The organism is Amycolatopsis sp. NPDC045836 (assembly GCF_056431745.1).
Window position 1 is genome coordinate 388,530 of record NZ_JBWKKF010000007.1, and the last position, 14,157, is coordinate 402,686.

General features: G+C 72.5%; 20 protein-coding genes. 9 read left to right on the plus strand and 11 right to left on the minus strand.

The features are described 5' to 3' along the window. Positions 1-89: 89 nt before the first annotated feature. The 6 genes from AC07EG_RS16190 to AC07EG_RS16215 all read left to right on the plus strand — a co-directional run bounded on the left by AC07EG_RS16190 (position 90) and on the right by AC07EG_RS16215 (position 3,175). Positions 90-425, plus strand: a complete 336-nt coding sequence (locus tag AC07EG_RS16190; protein ID WP_478253877.1) for a hypothetical protein — start codon at positions 90-92, stop codon at positions 423-425. Beyond that, on the plus strand, positions 422-793 hold the full coding sequence (locus AC07EG_RS16195; RefSeq protein ID WP_478253878.1) for a hypothetical protein: 372 nt from the start codon (positions 422-424) through the stop codon (positions 791-793). The genes AC07EG_RS16190 and AC07EG_RS16195 overlap by 4 nt, the downstream gene beginning before the upstream one ends. Positions 794-822: 29 nt before the next feature. Beyond that, positions 823-1,299, plus strand: a complete 477-nt coding sequence (locus AC07EG_RS16200) for a glycine-rich domain-containing protein (protein WP_478253879.1) — start codon at positions 823-825, stop codon at positions 1,297-1,299. 6 nt (positions 1,300-1,305) lie between these two features. Then, the gene (locus AC07EG_RS16205) at positions 1,306-2,229 is read left to right on the plus strand and encodes a phosphotransferase (protein WP_478253880.1); all 924 of its coding nucleotides are present in this window, start codon (positions 1,306-1,308) and stop codon (positions 2,227-2,229) included. Between the two features lies 1 nt (position 2,230). Then, a complete protein-coding gene (locus tag AC07EG_RS16210) occupies positions 2,231-2,422 on the plus strand; it encodes a hypothetical protein (protein ID WP_478253881.1) in 192 nt (63 codons plus the stop codon). A 63-nt stretch (positions 2,423-2,485) separates the two neighbouring features. Beyond that, on the plus strand, positions 2,486-3,175 hold the full coding sequence (locus AC07EG_RS16215) for a hypothetical protein (protein WP_478253882.1): 690 nt from the start codon (positions 2,486-2,488) through the stop codon (positions 3,173-3,175). Between the two features lie 2 nt (positions 3,176-3,177). On the opposite strand, the gene AC07EG_RS16220 is transcribed toward AC07EG_RS16215, so the two are convergent. The 8 genes from AC07EG_RS16220 to AC07EG_RS16255 all read right to left on the minus strand — a co-directional run bounded on the left by AC07EG_RS16220 (position 3,178) and on the right by AC07EG_RS16255 (position 8,391). Further along, a complete protein-coding gene (locus AC07EG_RS16220; RefSeq protein WP_478253883.1) occupies positions 3,178-3,831 on the minus strand; it encodes a hypothetical protein in 654 nt (217 codons plus the stop codon). Positions 3,832-3,893: 62 nt separating this feature from the next. Further along, the gene (locus tag AC07EG_RS16225; protein ID WP_478253884.1) at positions 3,894-4,097 is read right to left on the minus strand and encodes a hypothetical protein; all 204 of its coding nucleotides are present in this window, start codon (positions 4,095-4,097) and stop codon (positions 3,894-3,896) included. A 225-nt stretch (positions 4,098-4,322) separates the two neighbouring features. Further along, positions 4,323-6,452 (minus strand): ATP-binding protein, encoded by a 2,130-nt coding sequence (locus AC07EG_RS16230; protein ID WP_478253885.1) that lies wholly within the window; start codon positions 6,450-6,452, stop codon positions 4,323-4,325. Continuing rightward, a complete protein-coding gene (locus AC07EG_RS16235) occupies positions 6,449-6,682 on the minus strand; it encodes a hypothetical protein (protein ID WP_478253886.1) in 234 nt (77 codons plus the stop codon). The genes AC07EG_RS16230 and AC07EG_RS16235 overlap by 4 nt, the downstream gene beginning before the upstream one ends. A 26-nt stretch (positions 6,683-6,708) precedes the next feature. Next, positions 6,709-7,584, minus strand: coding sequence for a DUF2637 domain-containing protein (locus AC07EG_RS16240; RefSeq protein ID WP_478253887.1), 876 nt, complete (start codon positions 7,582-7,584; stop codon positions 6,709-6,711). Continuing rightward, on the minus strand, positions 7,581-8,138 hold the full coding sequence (locus AC07EG_RS16245; RefSeq protein WP_478253888.1) for a hypothetical protein: 558 nt from the start codon (positions 8,136-8,138) through the stop codon (positions 7,581-7,583). Before AC07EG_RS16245 ends, AC07EG_RS16240 begins: the two co-directional genes overlap by 4 nt. Next, positions 8,135-8,257, minus strand: coding sequence for a hypothetical protein (locus AC07EG_RS16250; RefSeq protein ID WP_478253889.1), 123 nt, complete (start codon positions 8,255-8,257; stop codon positions 8,135-8,137). The genes AC07EG_RS16245 and AC07EG_RS16250 overlap by 4 nt, the downstream gene beginning before the upstream one ends. Continuing rightward, positions 8,254-8,391 (minus strand): hypothetical protein, encoded by a 138-nt coding sequence (locus tag AC07EG_RS16255; RefSeq protein WP_478253890.1) that lies wholly within the window; start codon positions 8,389-8,391, stop codon positions 8,254-8,256. The genes AC07EG_RS16250 and AC07EG_RS16255 overlap by 4 nt, the downstream gene beginning before the upstream one ends. 327 nt (positions 8,392-8,718) lie before the next feature. On the opposite strand from AC07EG_RS16255, the gene AC07EG_RS16260 reads away from it, so the two are divergent. Then, entirely contained in the window at positions 8,719-9,534 is an 816-nt protein-coding gene (locus AC07EG_RS16260) for an AraC family transcriptional regulator (protein WP_478253935.1), read from the plus strand. A gap of 66 nt (positions 9,535-9,600) precedes the next feature. Continuing rightward, positions 9,601-10,182 carry a dihydrofolate reductase family protein gene (locus AC07EG_RS16265; RefSeq protein ID WP_478253891.1) on the plus strand — a complete coding sequence of 194 codons (582 nt, stop codon included), beginning with the start codon at positions 9,601-9,603 and terminating at the stop codon, positions 10,180-10,182. A gap of 19 nt (positions 10,183-10,201) precedes the next feature. On the opposite strand, the gene AC07EG_RS16270 is transcribed toward AC07EG_RS16265, so the two are convergent. Genes AC07EG_RS16270 through AC07EG_RS16280 form a run of 3 tightly spaced genes read right to left on the minus strand, consistent with a single transcriptional unit; the run spans position 10,202 to position 12,609 of the window. Further along, a complete protein-coding gene (locus AC07EG_RS16270) occupies positions 10,202-10,579 on the minus strand; it encodes a hypothetical protein (RefSeq protein WP_478253892.1) in 378 nt (125 codons plus the stop codon). Positions 10,580-10,582: 3 nt separating this feature from the next. Beyond that, complete coding sequence (locus AC07EG_RS16275) at positions 10,583-10,939, minus strand: winged helix-turn-helix transcriptional regulator (RefSeq protein ID WP_478253936.1); 357 nt, start codon at positions 10,937-10,939, stop codon at positions 10,583-10,585. Between the two features lie 53 nt (positions 10,940-10,992). Next, positions 10,993-12,609, minus strand: a complete 1,617-nt coding sequence (locus tag AC07EG_RS16280) for an ATP-binding cassette domain-containing protein (RefSeq protein WP_478253893.1) — start codon at positions 12,607-12,609, stop codon at positions 10,993-10,995. Between the two features lie 209 nt (positions 12,610-12,818). Here AC07EG_RS16280 and AC07EG_RS16285 point away from each other — a divergent pair, with 209 nt between their 5' ends. After that, on the plus strand, positions 12,819-14,117 hold the full coding sequence (locus AC07EG_RS16285) for an ROK family protein (RefSeq protein ID WP_478253894.1): 1,299 nt from the start codon (positions 12,819-12,821) through the stop codon (positions 14,115-14,117). The last annotated feature ends 40 nt before the right edge of the window (positions 14,118-14,157 follow it).

Consider the following 14,157-nt stretch of genomic DNA (forward strand, 5'->3'; position numbering starts at 1 on the left):
CTGGTCAACTATGTCGACGCTGGGAAGGTGGCAACGACACGGCGGCCCTCTCGGCCAGACTCAGCTGACGCACTCAGCAGGCGACGCCGATGACCTTCACCACCGGCTCGATGGAGAACGTCACGGCGTACCAGCCGGTCATCGGCGGTGTCGAGCACCTGACCTGGCACAAGCGCCGCCCGCCCGCCGGGACGATCGTGCGGCTGCTGTGCGGCGAGCTGTACCAGGTCACCGAGGCGGCGAAGCCGCGCAAGAGCAGCGGCTGCCTGGGCTGCGACGCCGAGTTCCGTCGGCACTTCGGCCTCCCACCCAGGCGGGATACCCCGGTGCCAGCTCCCCGGCTCGCCGAAGCCCCACGACTCCCGGCTGGCACGGGTGACCCCGACCCCGTGCCAGCCGGGCCCCATCTACGGATCGTCTCGTGACCAGCGACCGCGAGTGTGCGCTGGCGGCCTTCCCCGAGCTGCGGCGCCTGGCTGACCTGCTCAACGCCGGGTGGATGTTCCTGCCGGTGCACGACCGCGACGGCACGCTGGTCGAAGTCCGTGGCGTGCGTGCCTGGCCGGGCACCGGTACCGCCGACGCGCTGATGGTCCGTTACACCACCGATGCCGCCGCGCTGCGCACCGACCACGACGGCGGGCTGGTGTGGCAGCGCGACGGCGGCCTGGCCGAGGTCGTGGACGGCCTGCTCACCCTCCCACCGCCGGGTGCACCCGGCGCGCCGCGACTCGTGAGTGCCGCCGCGCCGCGGTTGTGGACACCCCAGAACTCCGCGCGACCAGCGCGGTGATCACCTGTTCAGCCAACCGAGGAGAACCCGTGACCGCTGTCCTGACCCCAACCGCCACTGGCCGCAGGCTGATCTCGCCAGCCCTGTTCGCCCGGCTCACCGGCCGGATCGTCGCCGAGGAGCAGCTGCCGCGCGAGCTGGCCGAGCGCATCGTGGAACAGGCGCTGGCCTTCCTCGCCGCCTGCGCCCGCAACACCGGCGCTGCGCTGGCGCCCAGCGAGCTGGTGGACATCGGCTGGCACACCTTCATCCTCTACACCCGCGAGTACGCCGACTTCTGCGACCAGATCGCGGGCCGGTTCCTGCACCACGTGCCCACCGAGGACGGTGATCCGGCATCGACCGGCGAGGCCGCTCACGCCACGCTGGTGCGCACGGTCGCCGCGATCGAGCGCGCCGGATACGCTGTCGATCCCGCGCTGTGGCCCGCTGTGAACGGCAAGTGCAACGTGAACTGCTCGCAGTGCAAGAACGGCTGCTCTGACGACCCGCCGCCCGTCAGCTGAGGACGCATGCTGCACACCTGGGACGACCTCCCCACCACCGTGCGCGCCGCGATCGAAGCCGAGACCGGGCCGGTCACCCACGCCGAAACACCGGCGGCCGGGCGCAACTCCGACTTCGCCGCCACCCTGTACACGGACCGCGGCCTGGTCTTCTGCAAGGGCATCGCCGACGCCGGGGGCAAGCGCGGGACGATGCACCGCCACGAGGCGGACATCAACCCGCACCTGCCCCCGGCGATCGCGCCCCGGCTGCTGTGGCGCGCCGACGCCGAGGACTGGCTGCTGCTGGGCTTCGAGCACATCACCGGCCACCACGCCGACCTCTCACCGGGCTCACCGGATCTGCCGCTGATCGCCGACGCCGTGTCCACCATGGCCGGTGAACTGGCCAGTTGCCCCGCACCCGGCGTTCCGGCGCTGACCGAGAAGATGGCGTGGATGTCGGGCTGGCGGCGGCTGCGTCACCAGCCGCCCGCCGAGCTGGACCAGTGGAGCCGCGACCGCCTGGACCTGCTCGTGGACTGGGAGGCCAGAGGCATCGACGCGGCAGCCGGGGCCAGCCTGCTGCACACCGACCTGCACCCGCTCAACATCCTCATCGGCGACGGCCGGGCGTGGATCATCGACTGGGCGTGGTCCCGAACCGGCGCCGCCTGGATCGACCCGGCTAACCTGGTGGTCCGTCTCATCGACGAGGGCCACACCCCGGACGCCGCGGAGCGCTGGGCGGCCACAACAGCCGCCTGGCCTGCCGCCTCAGCCGAAGCGCTGACCGCGTTCTCGGTGGCGCTGCTGGGCATGTGGACGTACTTGCAGCACACCGACCCACTCCCGATGCGGGCCGGGCTCACAGCGGCGGCACGGCGGTGGGCTGAGCACCGCCTGGCCGACACCGAGTTGGCTGCCTCCACCAGCGAGAGAGGGCTGTGACGTGCAGCGGATCGTGATCGAACTCGACGGCGACGACATCACCGCGGCCGAGATGGCCGACCTCGCCAGCCGGATCGAGCCGCTGCTGCGGGCGTCGCGGTTCCGGTGGTCGGTCGGACTGCCGGACACCGAGTTCGAGGTGGGCTCGGCTGCTGACCTCGAAGCGCTGCGGCGGTGGACGGGGCTCAGGTAGCCCGGCACCTTCTGCCGGTTACCCCAGCCCTTGGCTGGCGCTATATGCGGCAAGCTGTACCGCGTGTTCTCATTCCTGGCCGAGTGGTTCGGTAACCCAACCCGCCTCCAGCAGATCATCGCTGGCGCTGGCATCGTCTCGGCACTCGCCGCAATTGGCTCGGCGTTCGGGAGTATTCGCTCGTCCAACGCAGCGAAGAAGACCGCAGCCCGGTCGATCGCTGCCGCCGAGGACGCGATCGAAGCTCTGGGGCGGGTGCTGCGTCCGGACGGGTTCATGCTCCGCCTGGGCCGAGTGTCCGATGATGAGCCGCTTGTATTCGGCTTGCTCTTCCGGAACGACGGACCGGAAGCCGTCACCGACATCACCGCGAGCATCCTGTGGCCGGGCGCGGCGAAGCCAGTCGAGGCGTCAGCGCCGCGACGGCTCGATGGTGCTCCCAGCCCGTACCAACCGGTCGAGCACCGGTCACCGCTGGACAGTTGGCCGCCGATGTCCGCGCCGCCGGAGCACGGAGACCGCGTAGCCGCACCCGACGTTCAGGTGATCGTGCGTTACCGCGACGAACGTGGCCTGATCGAATGGCAGAAGACCTTCACCTTCGCCGAGCACGTGAACACCGGCGCTGGACCCGACTTTCCGCCCGTGTGGTCGTTCCAGGCCACGAATGTGCCTCACGCGGTGAAGGTGGGCACGGTGACGCCGCCGGAACCAGCAGGGTGGTGGCGCCGGATCTTCCGGCGGAAGGCGTAGCACTACCGCGACCGGCCCCCTGTCGCCATGTCCCGGTCACGATGGGGCGTCGCCGCGCCGGGAGCAAGGTGTTTCTGCACCGCGTCTACGAGGGCAACCTCAAATTCTTTCTGAAATCGTCCGAGTTCTTTCTGAGCGGCCCCAAGATCGTTGCGACGCTTGGCATGGGGACGTTCCTCGTTCTGGGCCTGCAAATGCACCTCGAAACTGTCGAAGCTTGCTCGAAACGCGTCGAGATGTGGTCTCACACCGGGCTCGGTGACGGTCAGGTCGGCGACTGTGAGCGCTAGCCGGAATTCCCGGAACGCCTCGTTGAGTCGTTCAGTGAGCCGATCTTTCGCGCTTCGCCATTCTTCGTCGAGAGGTGCCTCTTTCCAGTGATTGAGGTAGCGCCCCATCGCAAGACCCCAGGGAGCACAGGTGGCCAGCACGGGGGCAACAGCTTCGAGTTGCTCCTTCCTGTTGGCTTCGGCCCGATCGTTTTTTGTCCGGCTGCTGGCCCACCAGTGCGTGAGGTACGCCGCCAGGATGGCCGCCAGGACAGGCACTAACAGGGTGATCCACGCTGGGAGCGTCGCCGGTGGGTTGACCACCACGTCGGGCGCTTGCGGGTTGACGATGATGTCCGGAAGTTCCGGAGGGGGCGGCTGGGCCACGATGCCCGACTCCTTGTCTCGTCGAGATTGCTTGACTCACCATCGCCGGGAGAGGGCAGGCGTTACGACCGGCCGCCGGTCACCACGTCCCACAGCCAGCGGCCGACCCGCCGCCGCCCGCCGGTGCCGCCGCAGCGTCGGCACAGCCGCCACGATCTGCCGGACGGGCTGAGCAGTTTCCCGGCGCCGTCGCAGCGGCGGCAGGCGGCCATCGGCCACACCGCGCAGGCCACGGCGTAGGCCACGGCGGCGGCGAGAACGAGCACGATTACGGGGTACACGGGCTCTCCCAAGGGGTGCGCAACGGGTTAGGTCCGGAGTGAGGTCGGCGGAAGCGAGTTAGGTTCCTAACTCGCGGAGTTAGCCCGGCCGAATCGGGCGCTGAGCTGCGGGAAGTTAGGTCGAGTTCACCGAGTTAGATCGCCGCGGCCTGCCCGCCAGGAGGCCCGAAACGGGCTCTGGGAGGGGGCCGGGCGACCTAACTCGGTCCGTCAGCCGCCGGGCTCGACGCGGCGGCCCAGGGCGTCGCGGATCGCGGCCGGGTCGACCGGCCAGCGGTTGCCGGTGGAAGGCACCTTGACGCCGTGGTCGGCGTCCAGGCGCTCGCGCACGGCCTTGCCGGTCAACCGGCGGTACGGCGGCCAGCCGGGGAAGGCGCGTGCCAGCAGCGCGGGCACGTCGGCGGCCGGGACCGGTTCGTCACCGAGCGCGGCAGCGAGCTCGGCAAGCAAGTCGCGCGGCTCGGCCTCGGCTTGCCGCGTCACGGTCCGCTGGTTCTGCGCCAGCAGCCGCTCGGCGCGCTCGGCGACCAGCGTCACCCCGTCCAGGTCCACGTGGTAGCCGAGCAGCATCGACCAGTCCACTTCGGGCACCACGCCCACGGTCAGGGCCTTGCCCCGGTCGCCGGGGGCGTGCTTCGAGCCGGGCCGCAGTTCGGTGGCCCGCACCCCGCGCCGGTAGTGCCCATCGCCCAGCAGCGCGTCGTTGGCCACCTGGTCGACCACCGAATACGCCACCCGGCAGATCGTTTCCCGCGTGACCGGCTTCGGGATGCTGGTCGCGGTCGGGGACTGGGTGACCAGGATGACGATCACCCCGTACTTGCGGGCCTGCTTGATCACGTCCTCGGCGACCAGCGCGGCATCGTCGCCGTACTCACGGTGCTGGAACAGCCGGTGGATCTCGTCGAACAGGGCGACCAGGGGGTGGAACCCGGCCTCGGCGGCGGTGGCCGCACCGCGTTCGCGCATCACCTTGCCCCGGCGCTCGATCTCGACCATCAGGTCCTCGAACGCCGCCAGGGCGCGGGCGGCCACGTCGTGGCCGATGCCGACATGGAACCGGGCGAACCGCTGCGCCAGCGGGTCGAAGTCCGGGTTGTCGGCCAGCACGTGCACCCAGATCTCGGCGCGCGGGTCCAGGGCGGCGCCCATGACCAGCAGCCGGGCGAAGCTGGTCTTGCCCTGGCCCGGCCGCCCGCCGATCAGCCAGCTGGTGCCGTCCAGCGGCGGGATCACCTGCTCCCCGCGCAACGTGACGCCGACCGGCACACCCCGGTAGGCGTCCACCGGTTCCTCGGACTCCAGCAGCGGCCAGGTCCCGCCCCCGGTGTCCAGGGCGCCCCGGTCGGCGACCCACAGCGCCAGCAGCCCCTCGTCCTCACCGGTGGAGGGCCACACCTCCACCCCGGCGCGGCCGAGGTTGGCGGCCAGCTTCGTCTTGCGCCCGATCACATCCGCCGCCGAGACCCCCAGCGGCAGCCGGACCCCGGCGGCCACGCCGAGCCCGTCCCGCGCGGGAATCGCGGTGTAGGCGAGCACGCCGCCGTCGCGGAAGTATTTCGCCAGCGGGCCGATGCCGAGGTTGGCCAGCGCGTGGGCGATCGCCTTCTCGTCGATCACCACCGTGCCCGGCGCCTGCCCGGCGGCCTGCAACCAGGCCGGGGCCTTCCCCGCCCGGCGGCCCTCGTGCCAGCACCACAGCACCGCCAGCCAGGGCGCGGCCAGCACCAGCGGCCCCCACACCACCGTCACCGCCACGACCAGCCAGCGCACCACCTCCATCGCGGCGGTGAACGGGGCCAGGAAGTCGCCGGCGGATTCGTTGGCCACCGCCAGCACCACGCCGACGACGGCGAGCACGCCGACCAGCGTCACCGCCACCGCCGCCAGCGCCTTCGCCAGCTGCCACGGCGCACGCAACCAATCCATGTGCCGTCGGTGGCGCCGCTCGCGGGCCTGCTCGGCACGCGATTCCCATTCCAGCAGCGCCTCCCGGTCCCCGGACGCCTCGGCCGCGCGCATCTGCCGCTCGTACCGGGAATTCGTCTTGGCCTCCCAGACGCGCTGCCCGATCACCAGCAACCCGGCTGGGACGAACAGCGCGTTGCGCAGCACCGCCCGCCCGGCCGCCTTGGTGCGCTCGTGGCGGGCCAGCGCCCCGGCCTGGTGCGACAACTGGACCGCCCGCGCCGCCATGCGCTCGCGCGCTTCGTCCGACGGACCGCGCACCAGCCGGGTGCCGAAGGTGGGCCGGGGCTCGGTGTCCACCAGCTCGGCGTCGACCACCTCGCCTCGGCGGAACGGCACGACCGTGCCGCCGTCCTCCTCTTTCTCGCTCACGCCGTCCCCCTCGTCTTCTGGTCGCGGTGCTCGTCGGCGTCACGCTCCGGTCGTGCCGTGGCCTGCCCGGCTTGGCGGCGGGTGACCAGCCAGCGCAGCGGGCGGTCCGCCGCGATCCGCGCCAGCGCCAGCAGTGCCGCCAGCCACGCCGGGCTCCACACCAGCCAGCCGGTCAGGGCCGCCAGCGACGCCAGCGCCAGCTCCGGTGTCCAGTACGCGACCGCGCTCACTGCCCGGTCGGTTCGAGTCGGTTCGCTCACCGGTCCTCGCTCCCCACGGCGTGCAGTGCCGGGCGCCCCCGGGAGGCCACCTGGCGCAATACCTGGCGTGCCTGGCTTTCGCTGATGCCGAGTTCCCTCGCCAGCCTGGTGCGACCCACCTGGCGGCCCTCGGCCTCACCAGCGGTCACCAGGTCGGCCGCCCGGTCCACCAGGTCGCCGCCAGCCGGTGACCGCCGGACCCGCCGCGCTGGCGTCACCCGGCGCGCACCCGGCTCGCCAGCCTGGTCACCAGGCGCCGCCAGCCTGGTTTCCTGCTGATCAGCCAGGGTTTCCACCTGGTCATCTACCTGGCTGGCGGGCACCTGGCGAACCAGCCCGCCAGGCTGGTCACCAGCCGGGGCCACCTGACTGGCCGGGCTGGTTCCGCCAGGTCCGCCCAGGCTGGCGGGCGCCTGGTCGCCGGGTTCGCCACCCTGGTCACCGGCTGGCACGCCAGCCTGGTCGCCAGGCTCGCCAGCCACCATCAACGCCGCCAGGTGGACGGTTGCGGCGAGCATCACCGGCGGCACGGCGGACACCAGCACGATCACCCACCATGGCGTCGCCAGGTCGTACGCCGCCATGGCGTGCTCACCGGCGTTGCCCACCACCGACAGCGCCACGGCCACCAGCGCCAGGGCGCGGGCATAGCGGCGGGTACCGGGCGCCGAGTGCGCCGACAGCCACGCCGCCGTGGCGACCACGGCGGCGGCATCGACCGCGAGCGGCAGCAGCGCCGCCAGTTCGGGCGTCATCCCGATCCGCACGCCCAGGTCGGCCAGCGCCGCGAAGGACATCACGGCCGCCGCGACCGCGACGGTGCCCAGACCGAGCCAGGTCACCGCCCCCGGGCGGCTACGACTGGTGCTCACCGCGAGCCCCCTTCCCGGCAGGTGCACGGCCGGATCCGCCAGGTGCGCCGCGTCGCGGCGTTGCGTCCGGACAGCTTGTTCGTGGCGTCGCGCAGCCGCTCCGCCTCGCCGCGGCTGGCGCAGTGCTGCGGCCGGGAGGTCCAGCCGTCCGGCTCCACATAGGACAGGTCCACCGGCCCGGCGACCTCCACCTGCTCGGCCGCCTCGGCGGCCAGCTCCAGCAGCACGGCCAGCTCGCGGGCGGCCACCGGAGTCATGCCGCCGGGCTCCGGGGTCGGCTCGGTGCGCCGCACGGCAACGTGCGCCGGGGCGGTGATCCGCTGCCCGAGGCCGGGGAACACGCGCTGGGCAACGATCACCGTGAGCCGGTCGGAGTCGTCGGCGGTCAGCTCCACCTCGCCGACCTCGGCGAGGTGGAGCCAGCCCGCACCGGCCTTCTCGGTCCGGTCGGCCCAGCCGGGGCGGTCCGGCGTGCGGCTGCCCTCGATCTCGGCGACCCGCTTCGGTGTCATCAGCGTCGACACGATCGCGCGCTGCTCGTCGCGGCGGCTCATGGCCGCACCTGCCGGACGCGGCGGCCAGCGCGGTGACGGGCCCGGTCGGCCAGAGCGCGGCCCAGCGGCCACCCGGCGGCGGCGAGCACGGCTCCGGCGGTGATCAGGGCGGCGGTCATCGCGCACCGCCCAAGGCGGCCAGGGCCTGCTCGGTCGCGGCGTGCAGGTAGGTGGGCAGTGGGCTGCCGGTGTCCACGCCGCGCACGGCGGCGGCCAGCAGAGCGGCGAGCGCTTCGAGGTCGGTGCTGGTCAAGTCGCCGCGCCGCAGGCGGGCGAGAGCGGGTTGAGTGCGAAGATCGGGCACGGCGGGGAGTCCTCCCGTCGAGGCCCGCTCGGGGAAGCCACTCCCCTGGCGGGCCGTCCAGGCCCCAACTCACCACGATCAGTGCAAGGTATTGCAATGCGCTCGCTTCGCCGCAACCTGCGTTTTCGCAGGTCTGCACAGCGCTACAGCGCAACGTACTGCGCGACTACCTCGACTAAGTCACACAGGCACACCTCACGAAGGTGGCTTCACCCCCGCGGTGAGGCCACCTTCGTGCGTATCGGCGATGCTGTGGGCGTGGAGTACGTGTCCAGAGTGCCGCGACCGCCGCTGGACGGGCTGATCGACGACCTCTACTACCTGGGAGGTGCGCCGCCGTACGCCCGGCTGGTGCTGCCGCCGGTGCCCGGGGCGTTGCTCATCGTCAACCTCGGGGCGCCGTTCCGCATCCGCGCCGGTACCGGGACGGCCGAGTACGCCGACGGCTGCGTGGTCACCACGCCCACCCGTGCGTGGGAGTTCGGCTACCCACCCGGGACCCGGTCCGTCGGCGTGCACTTCAAACCGTGGGGGACGGCGCCGTTCCTGCCGATGCCCGCGGCCGAGCTGTGCGACCGGCCGGTGACGGTGGAGCAGGTGTGGGGCCGGGCCGCCACCGCCGAGCTGCGGGACCGGCTGGCCACGGCGGACGGGCCGCACGAAATGCTGACGCTGCTCGAGGAGGAGCTCAGGCGGCGGCTGCGCGAAACGCCGGGCCTGGGACTGGTCCGCCACACGAGCGGCGTCATCGCGGCGACCGGCGGGACGGTGGCGATCGGCGACCTGAGCATCGCAGCCGGGGTCAGCAGCACCCATCTGGCACAGCGGTTCAAGGAGCTCGTCGGCGTCACGCCGAAGCGGCTGGCCCGCACCCACCGCTTCGCCACCACCGTGTTCGCGATCGACCCCGCCGGGCCGGTCGACTGGGGCGAGCTCGCCGGTGGCGCGGGCTACTTCGACCAGGCCCACTTCGGCCACGAGTTCCGGGCGTTCACCGGGCTCACACCGACCCGGTACCTCGAAGTCCGGCGGCGGTTCCGGCGTGAACACCCCGGCCACGTGCTGGACAGCTGGCCGCTGCCCGCCGATTGATTTCTTACAAGAGCGACCGCGCACGACCCGCTAGTTTTCGGGGCACCCCAAGCAGAGGAGGGCCCCGTGGGCAAGGTGGTCATGTACAGCTCGGTGTCGGTGGACGGTTTCGTCGCGGACGAGAACGACCAGCCAGGACCGCTGTTCGACTGGTTGTCCAGCGGAGACGTCCCGTTGGACGAGAGCGGCGAAGTGAAGGTGTCGCAGACCTCCTACGACTACACCCGGCCGTACTGGGACCAGATCGGGGTGACGATCGCCGGCCGCCACGTCTTCGACCTCACGGACGGCTGGGACGGCAAGCCCCCGGGCGGGATCGACCACGTCGTCGTCGTGACGCACCGGCCGGCGCCCGAGGGCTGGGACCCCGAGGCGCCGTTCCACTTCGTCGACGGCGTCGAAGCAGCCGTGGCCAAGGCCCAGGAACTCGCGGGTGACCGCCTGGTCGAGATCGCCGCCGGCGACGTCGGTGGCCAGGCGCTGGCCGCGGGCCTGGTCGACGAGGTGCGCATGGACGTCGTACCGGTCGTGCTCGGATCCGGGAAGCGCTACTTCGGGCCGGTCCACGCGCAGCACCTGCTGGAGGACCCCGACGTGGTGATCCAGGGCAACCGGGTGCTCCACCTGCGTTATCGGGTGCGCCGTTGAGGAACCATTCGCGCCACGGTCAGGGAATGGCGAGACCGGCTTGGCGCAGGGCTTCTTCCAGGCGCAGCCGCTCGATTTCCCGATCCATCCCTTCCGGGATCGAATCGAGCCGCTGCGAAACCCCCACCGCGGCACAGGCTTCCACCAGCAGGGCGTCATAAGCCTGCCGGGCCCCCACCCTCCTGGCAGCCGGAGTCCCCGGCCCATAGGCCGCCAGCAACCGGTGCACCCGGCGAAGATCGGCCGCCAGCACCTGCACCGGCGGATGGGCGGGAACCACCGCGGGCGGGAAGAACCGTTCCCTGGCGAAGCGAAGAATCCGCGGCACCCGCAGCACCACCCAGAACAGCAGCGTCGGCGCGATCGCCACGAGCAGGTAGAGCAGCACGACGCCCATGCCTCAGTCTACGACGGCTTCCCGCCGTTCATACGCTTCCCGCGCCGCCACCAGTTCCGGCAGGTGCTTGGCCGCCCATTCCCGGCAGGCCGCGATCGGGCCGAACAACGTGCGGCCCAGCGGGGTCAGCTCGTATTCGACCCGCGGCGGCACCTCCGGGTACACCGTCCGCACGATCATGCCGTCGCGTTCCAGCGCCCGCAGGGTTTCGGTGAGCACCTTCGGCGTCACCCGGTGCATCGGCACGCGCAGCTCGGAAAACCGGCGCGGCCCGTCCTCCAGGCAGATCAGCACCATGCCCGCCCACTTGTCGCCGATGCGGATCGGCGTGACGCTGCTCGGGCAGGCCGGGTCGAACATGTCGGGATCAAGCGGTCGCCTCACCCGGTCGAACATACCCGGCCCGCCCGGGCTCAGGCGGTCAGTTCCAGCGACGGCCAGTCCGCCAGATCGGCCCGCAGCTGCCGGTCGTGGCTGGCCACCACCACCGCCACCGGCGTGCGCTGGATCGCCTCGGTCAGCTCGTCGACCAGGGTCACCGACAGGTGGTTCGTCGGCTCGTCCAGCAGCAGCACGTGCGGGGCGTGCAACAGCAGCAGCGCCAGCGCGAGCCGCCGCCGCTGCCCGGTGGACAGCCGGTTCACCGGGCGATCGGCGTCCGCCGCGGAGAACAGGCCCAAGCGCCGCAACGGCACCACGGCACCGGCGGCCAGCTGACCGCGGGAGACCAGTTTCGCCGCCCGCCGGTCGTACAACGCGGCGGCGCCGATCGTGGTGTCCGGGAAGTCGGACTCCTGCGAAAGCAGCCCGACCCGCGCCGAGCCCGCCCGCCAGACCGCGCCCGAAGCCGGTGCCAGCCGTCCGGCCAGCACGTTGAGCAGGGTCGACTTCCCGGCCCCGTTCGCACCGGAGACCAGCAGCCGGTCCCCGGTGGACAGGGCGATGGCCTCGGGCAGCGACAGCCTGCCGGGCACCGCCACCCCGGACGCGGTGAGCACCACGCCCTGGCCCGTCCCGGTCAGGTCGGGGCAGGCGAAGCGCAGCCGTTCCGGCGGTGGCGGGACCCGGCGCCCGGCCAGCGCTTCGATGCGGCGCTGGACGTTGTGCAGCTGACCGGGCGCGCGGGTGGCCCGCTGGTGCTTGTTCGTGCCCTTGTCCGGGCGCCACGACGAAACCAGCCGGTTCGCCGCCGCCTTCGCGTCGTGTTCGAGCCGCTCGGCCTCACCGGTTTCCAGCGCGTACCGCTGTTCCCAGCGCGCCCGCTCGGCCGCCTTCTCCCGCTTGTACTCGGTGTACCCACCGCCGTGGACCTTCGGCCCACCGTCCGCGGTGGGGTCCAGGTCGAGCAGCGAGCCGCACACCTCGTCGAGCAGCATCCGGTCGTGGCTGACCAGGACCACGGCACCGGGGTGCTCGCGGATCCGGCCGGTCAGGTAACCGAGTGCGGCGGCGTCGAGGTGGTTGGTCGGCTCGTCGAGCAGCAGGATGTCGACGCCCTCGGCGAGCAGGCAGGCCAGCCGGACGCGGTAGCGCTGCCCGACCGACAGCTCGGCCAGCCGCCGGTCCCGCTCGGCGGGGGCACCCAGCCCAGCCAGCGCCAGGTCGGCACGCCGCTCGGCGTCCCACGCGTCCAGTTCCTCGGCGCGGGCGAGCGCGGCGGCGAACCGGTCGTCCGCCCCGGGTGCCTGCTCGGCCAGTGCGGCCGACGCGGCGTCCAGCTCGGTCAGCGCCGCACGGGCGCCGGCGAGCGCCAGGTCCAGCAGCGTGCCAACGGTGTCGTGTTCGGTGAACGGCAGCTCCTGGGCAGCCGTGGCCACCGAGCCGTGCCGCGACACCGTGCCGGTGTCGGGTAGCAGGTCGCCGGCCAGCAGGTGCAGCAGCGTGGTCTTGCCGCTGCCGTTCTCCCCCACCACACCGAGGCACTGCCCGGCGCTGACCACCAGGGAGACGTCGGTGAGCACGGGCTGCGCGGCGAAGGACTTGCCGAGGTGCTCGGCTTGGAGGTGCGCGGATTTTCGGGTGCGTGACAAGGTTCCACTCCGATTTCGGGCCCGGGGCACGCGGACGCGCGGAAGCCACCGGGAAAGTTCCGGTCAGATGACGGCGGAAGAGCCCGCGCCGCGAAAGGCGCCGGGCCGGCGAAATCAGAGGTAGAACTGGTAAGCCATGCCGGCAGCATAGCCGGGTGCCGGGACACGGCCAACGGGATTACCGCCGCCTGCGCCGTCGAGGGCGCCGAATGGGCGAAAATGGGCGGGTGGAGCCCTCCCCACCGGCCAGTCCGGTCCCGTCCGACCACCTCGACGGCCTCGCCACCGTGCTCGACCTGGTGCGCACCGGTGCCGCCCGCACGCGCCCGGAGCTGAGCAGGCTGTCCGGCCTCGGCCGCACCGTGGTCACCCAGCGGCTGAGCCAGCTGACCGGCTGCGGGCTGCTGGAGGAGGGCAGGCTCGGCCCGTCCAGCGGTGGCCGGGCCCCGCGTGAGCTGCGGTTCCGCGCCGAGGCCGGGGTGGTGCTCGCCGCCGAACTCGGCGCCACCAGCATCGCCACCGCCGCCACCGACCTGACCGGCCGGGTGCTGGCCAGGCGGGAGGAGCCGGGTGAGGTGGCGCTCGGCCCGGAGGTGGTGCTGGACCGGGTGGAGGAGCTGTTCGAGCAGCTGCTCGGTGAACTCGGCGAACGGCCGCCGGTCTGGGGCATCGGCGTCGGCCTGCCCGGGCCGGTCGAATTCGCCACCGGGCGGCCCAGCGCGCCGCCGATCATGCCCGGCTGGGACCGCTACCCCGTGCGAGACCGGCTGGCCGCGCGCCACGCCGCGCCGGTGTGGGTGGACAACGAGGTCAACGTGATGGCCCTGGGCGAGTTGCGGGCGGGCGCGGCCCGCGGGCAGCAGGACATCATCCACATCAAGATCGGCACCGGCATCGGTGCCGGGCTGGTCTCCGGCGGCCGGCTGCACCGCGGCAGCCAGGGCTGCGCCGGCGACATCGGGCACGCCGCGGTCATGGACGACCCGGTGGTGGTCTGCCGCTGCGGCAACACCGGCTGCCTGGAGGCGTTCGCCGGTGGGGCCGCGCTGGCCAGGGACGGCAGCACCGCGGCGAAGGAGGGCCGCAGCGAGATCCTGGCCGCCCGGCTCGCCGAGCGCGGCACGCTCACCGCGGCGGACGTCTCGACCGCGGCCCAGAGCGGCGACCGCACCTCGGTGGAACTGCTCACCCAGGCAGGCCGGCTGGTCGGCAGCCTGCTGGCCACGCTGGTCAGCTTCTACAACCCGGCGCTGGTGATCATCGGCGGCGGGGTGTCCGGCGCGGGCGACCTGCTGCTCGCGACGCTGCGGGAGACGGTGTACCGGCGCTCGCTGCCGCTGGCCACCCGGGAGCTGCGGATCACCCGGTCCACGCTGGGCAACGAGGCGGGCCTGGTGGGGGCCGCGTTCATGGTGATCGACGAGCTGTTCGCCCCGGAACGGCTGGCGCACTGGATCGACACCGGCTCCCCGGCGGGACGGCCGGCACTGGCGGAAATCCCCCGCTGAGCGCCCTCGATCCGGCGGCCCCGCTGTCGGCCATCGCCGA

Excerpts from the sequence above, each read along its gene's own strand:
- AC07EG_RS16190 (WP_478253877.1), top strand. The coding sequence starts at position 90 with ATGACCTTCACCACCGGCTCGATGGAGAACGTCACGGCGTACCAGCCG.
- AC07EG_RS16205 (WP_478253880.1), top strand. The coding sequence starts at position 1,306 with ATGCTGCACACCTGGGACGACCTCCCCACCACCGTGCGCGCCGCGATC.
- AC07EG_RS16245 (WP_478253888.1), bottom strand. The coding sequence starts at position 8,138 with ATGAGCCGCCGCGACGAGCAGCGCGCGATCGTGTCGACGCTGATGACA.
- AC07EG_RS16250 (WP_478253889.1), bottom strand. The coding sequence starts at position 8,257 with ATGACCGCCGCCCTGATCACCGCCGGAGCCGTGCTCGCCGCCGCCGGG.
- AC07EG_RS16270 (WP_478253892.1), bottom strand. The coding sequence starts at position 10,579 with ATGGGCGTCGTGCTGCTCTACCTGCTCGTGGCGATCGCGCCGACGCTG.
- AC07EG_RS16275 (WP_478253936.1), bottom strand. The coding sequence starts at position 10,939 with ATGTTCGACCCGGCCTGCCCGAGCAGCGTCACGCCGATCCGCATCGGC.
- AC07EG_RS16285 (WP_478253894.1), top strand. The coding sequence starts at position 12,819 with ATGGGCGAAAATGGGCGGGTGGAGCCCTCCCCACCGGCCAGTCCGGTC.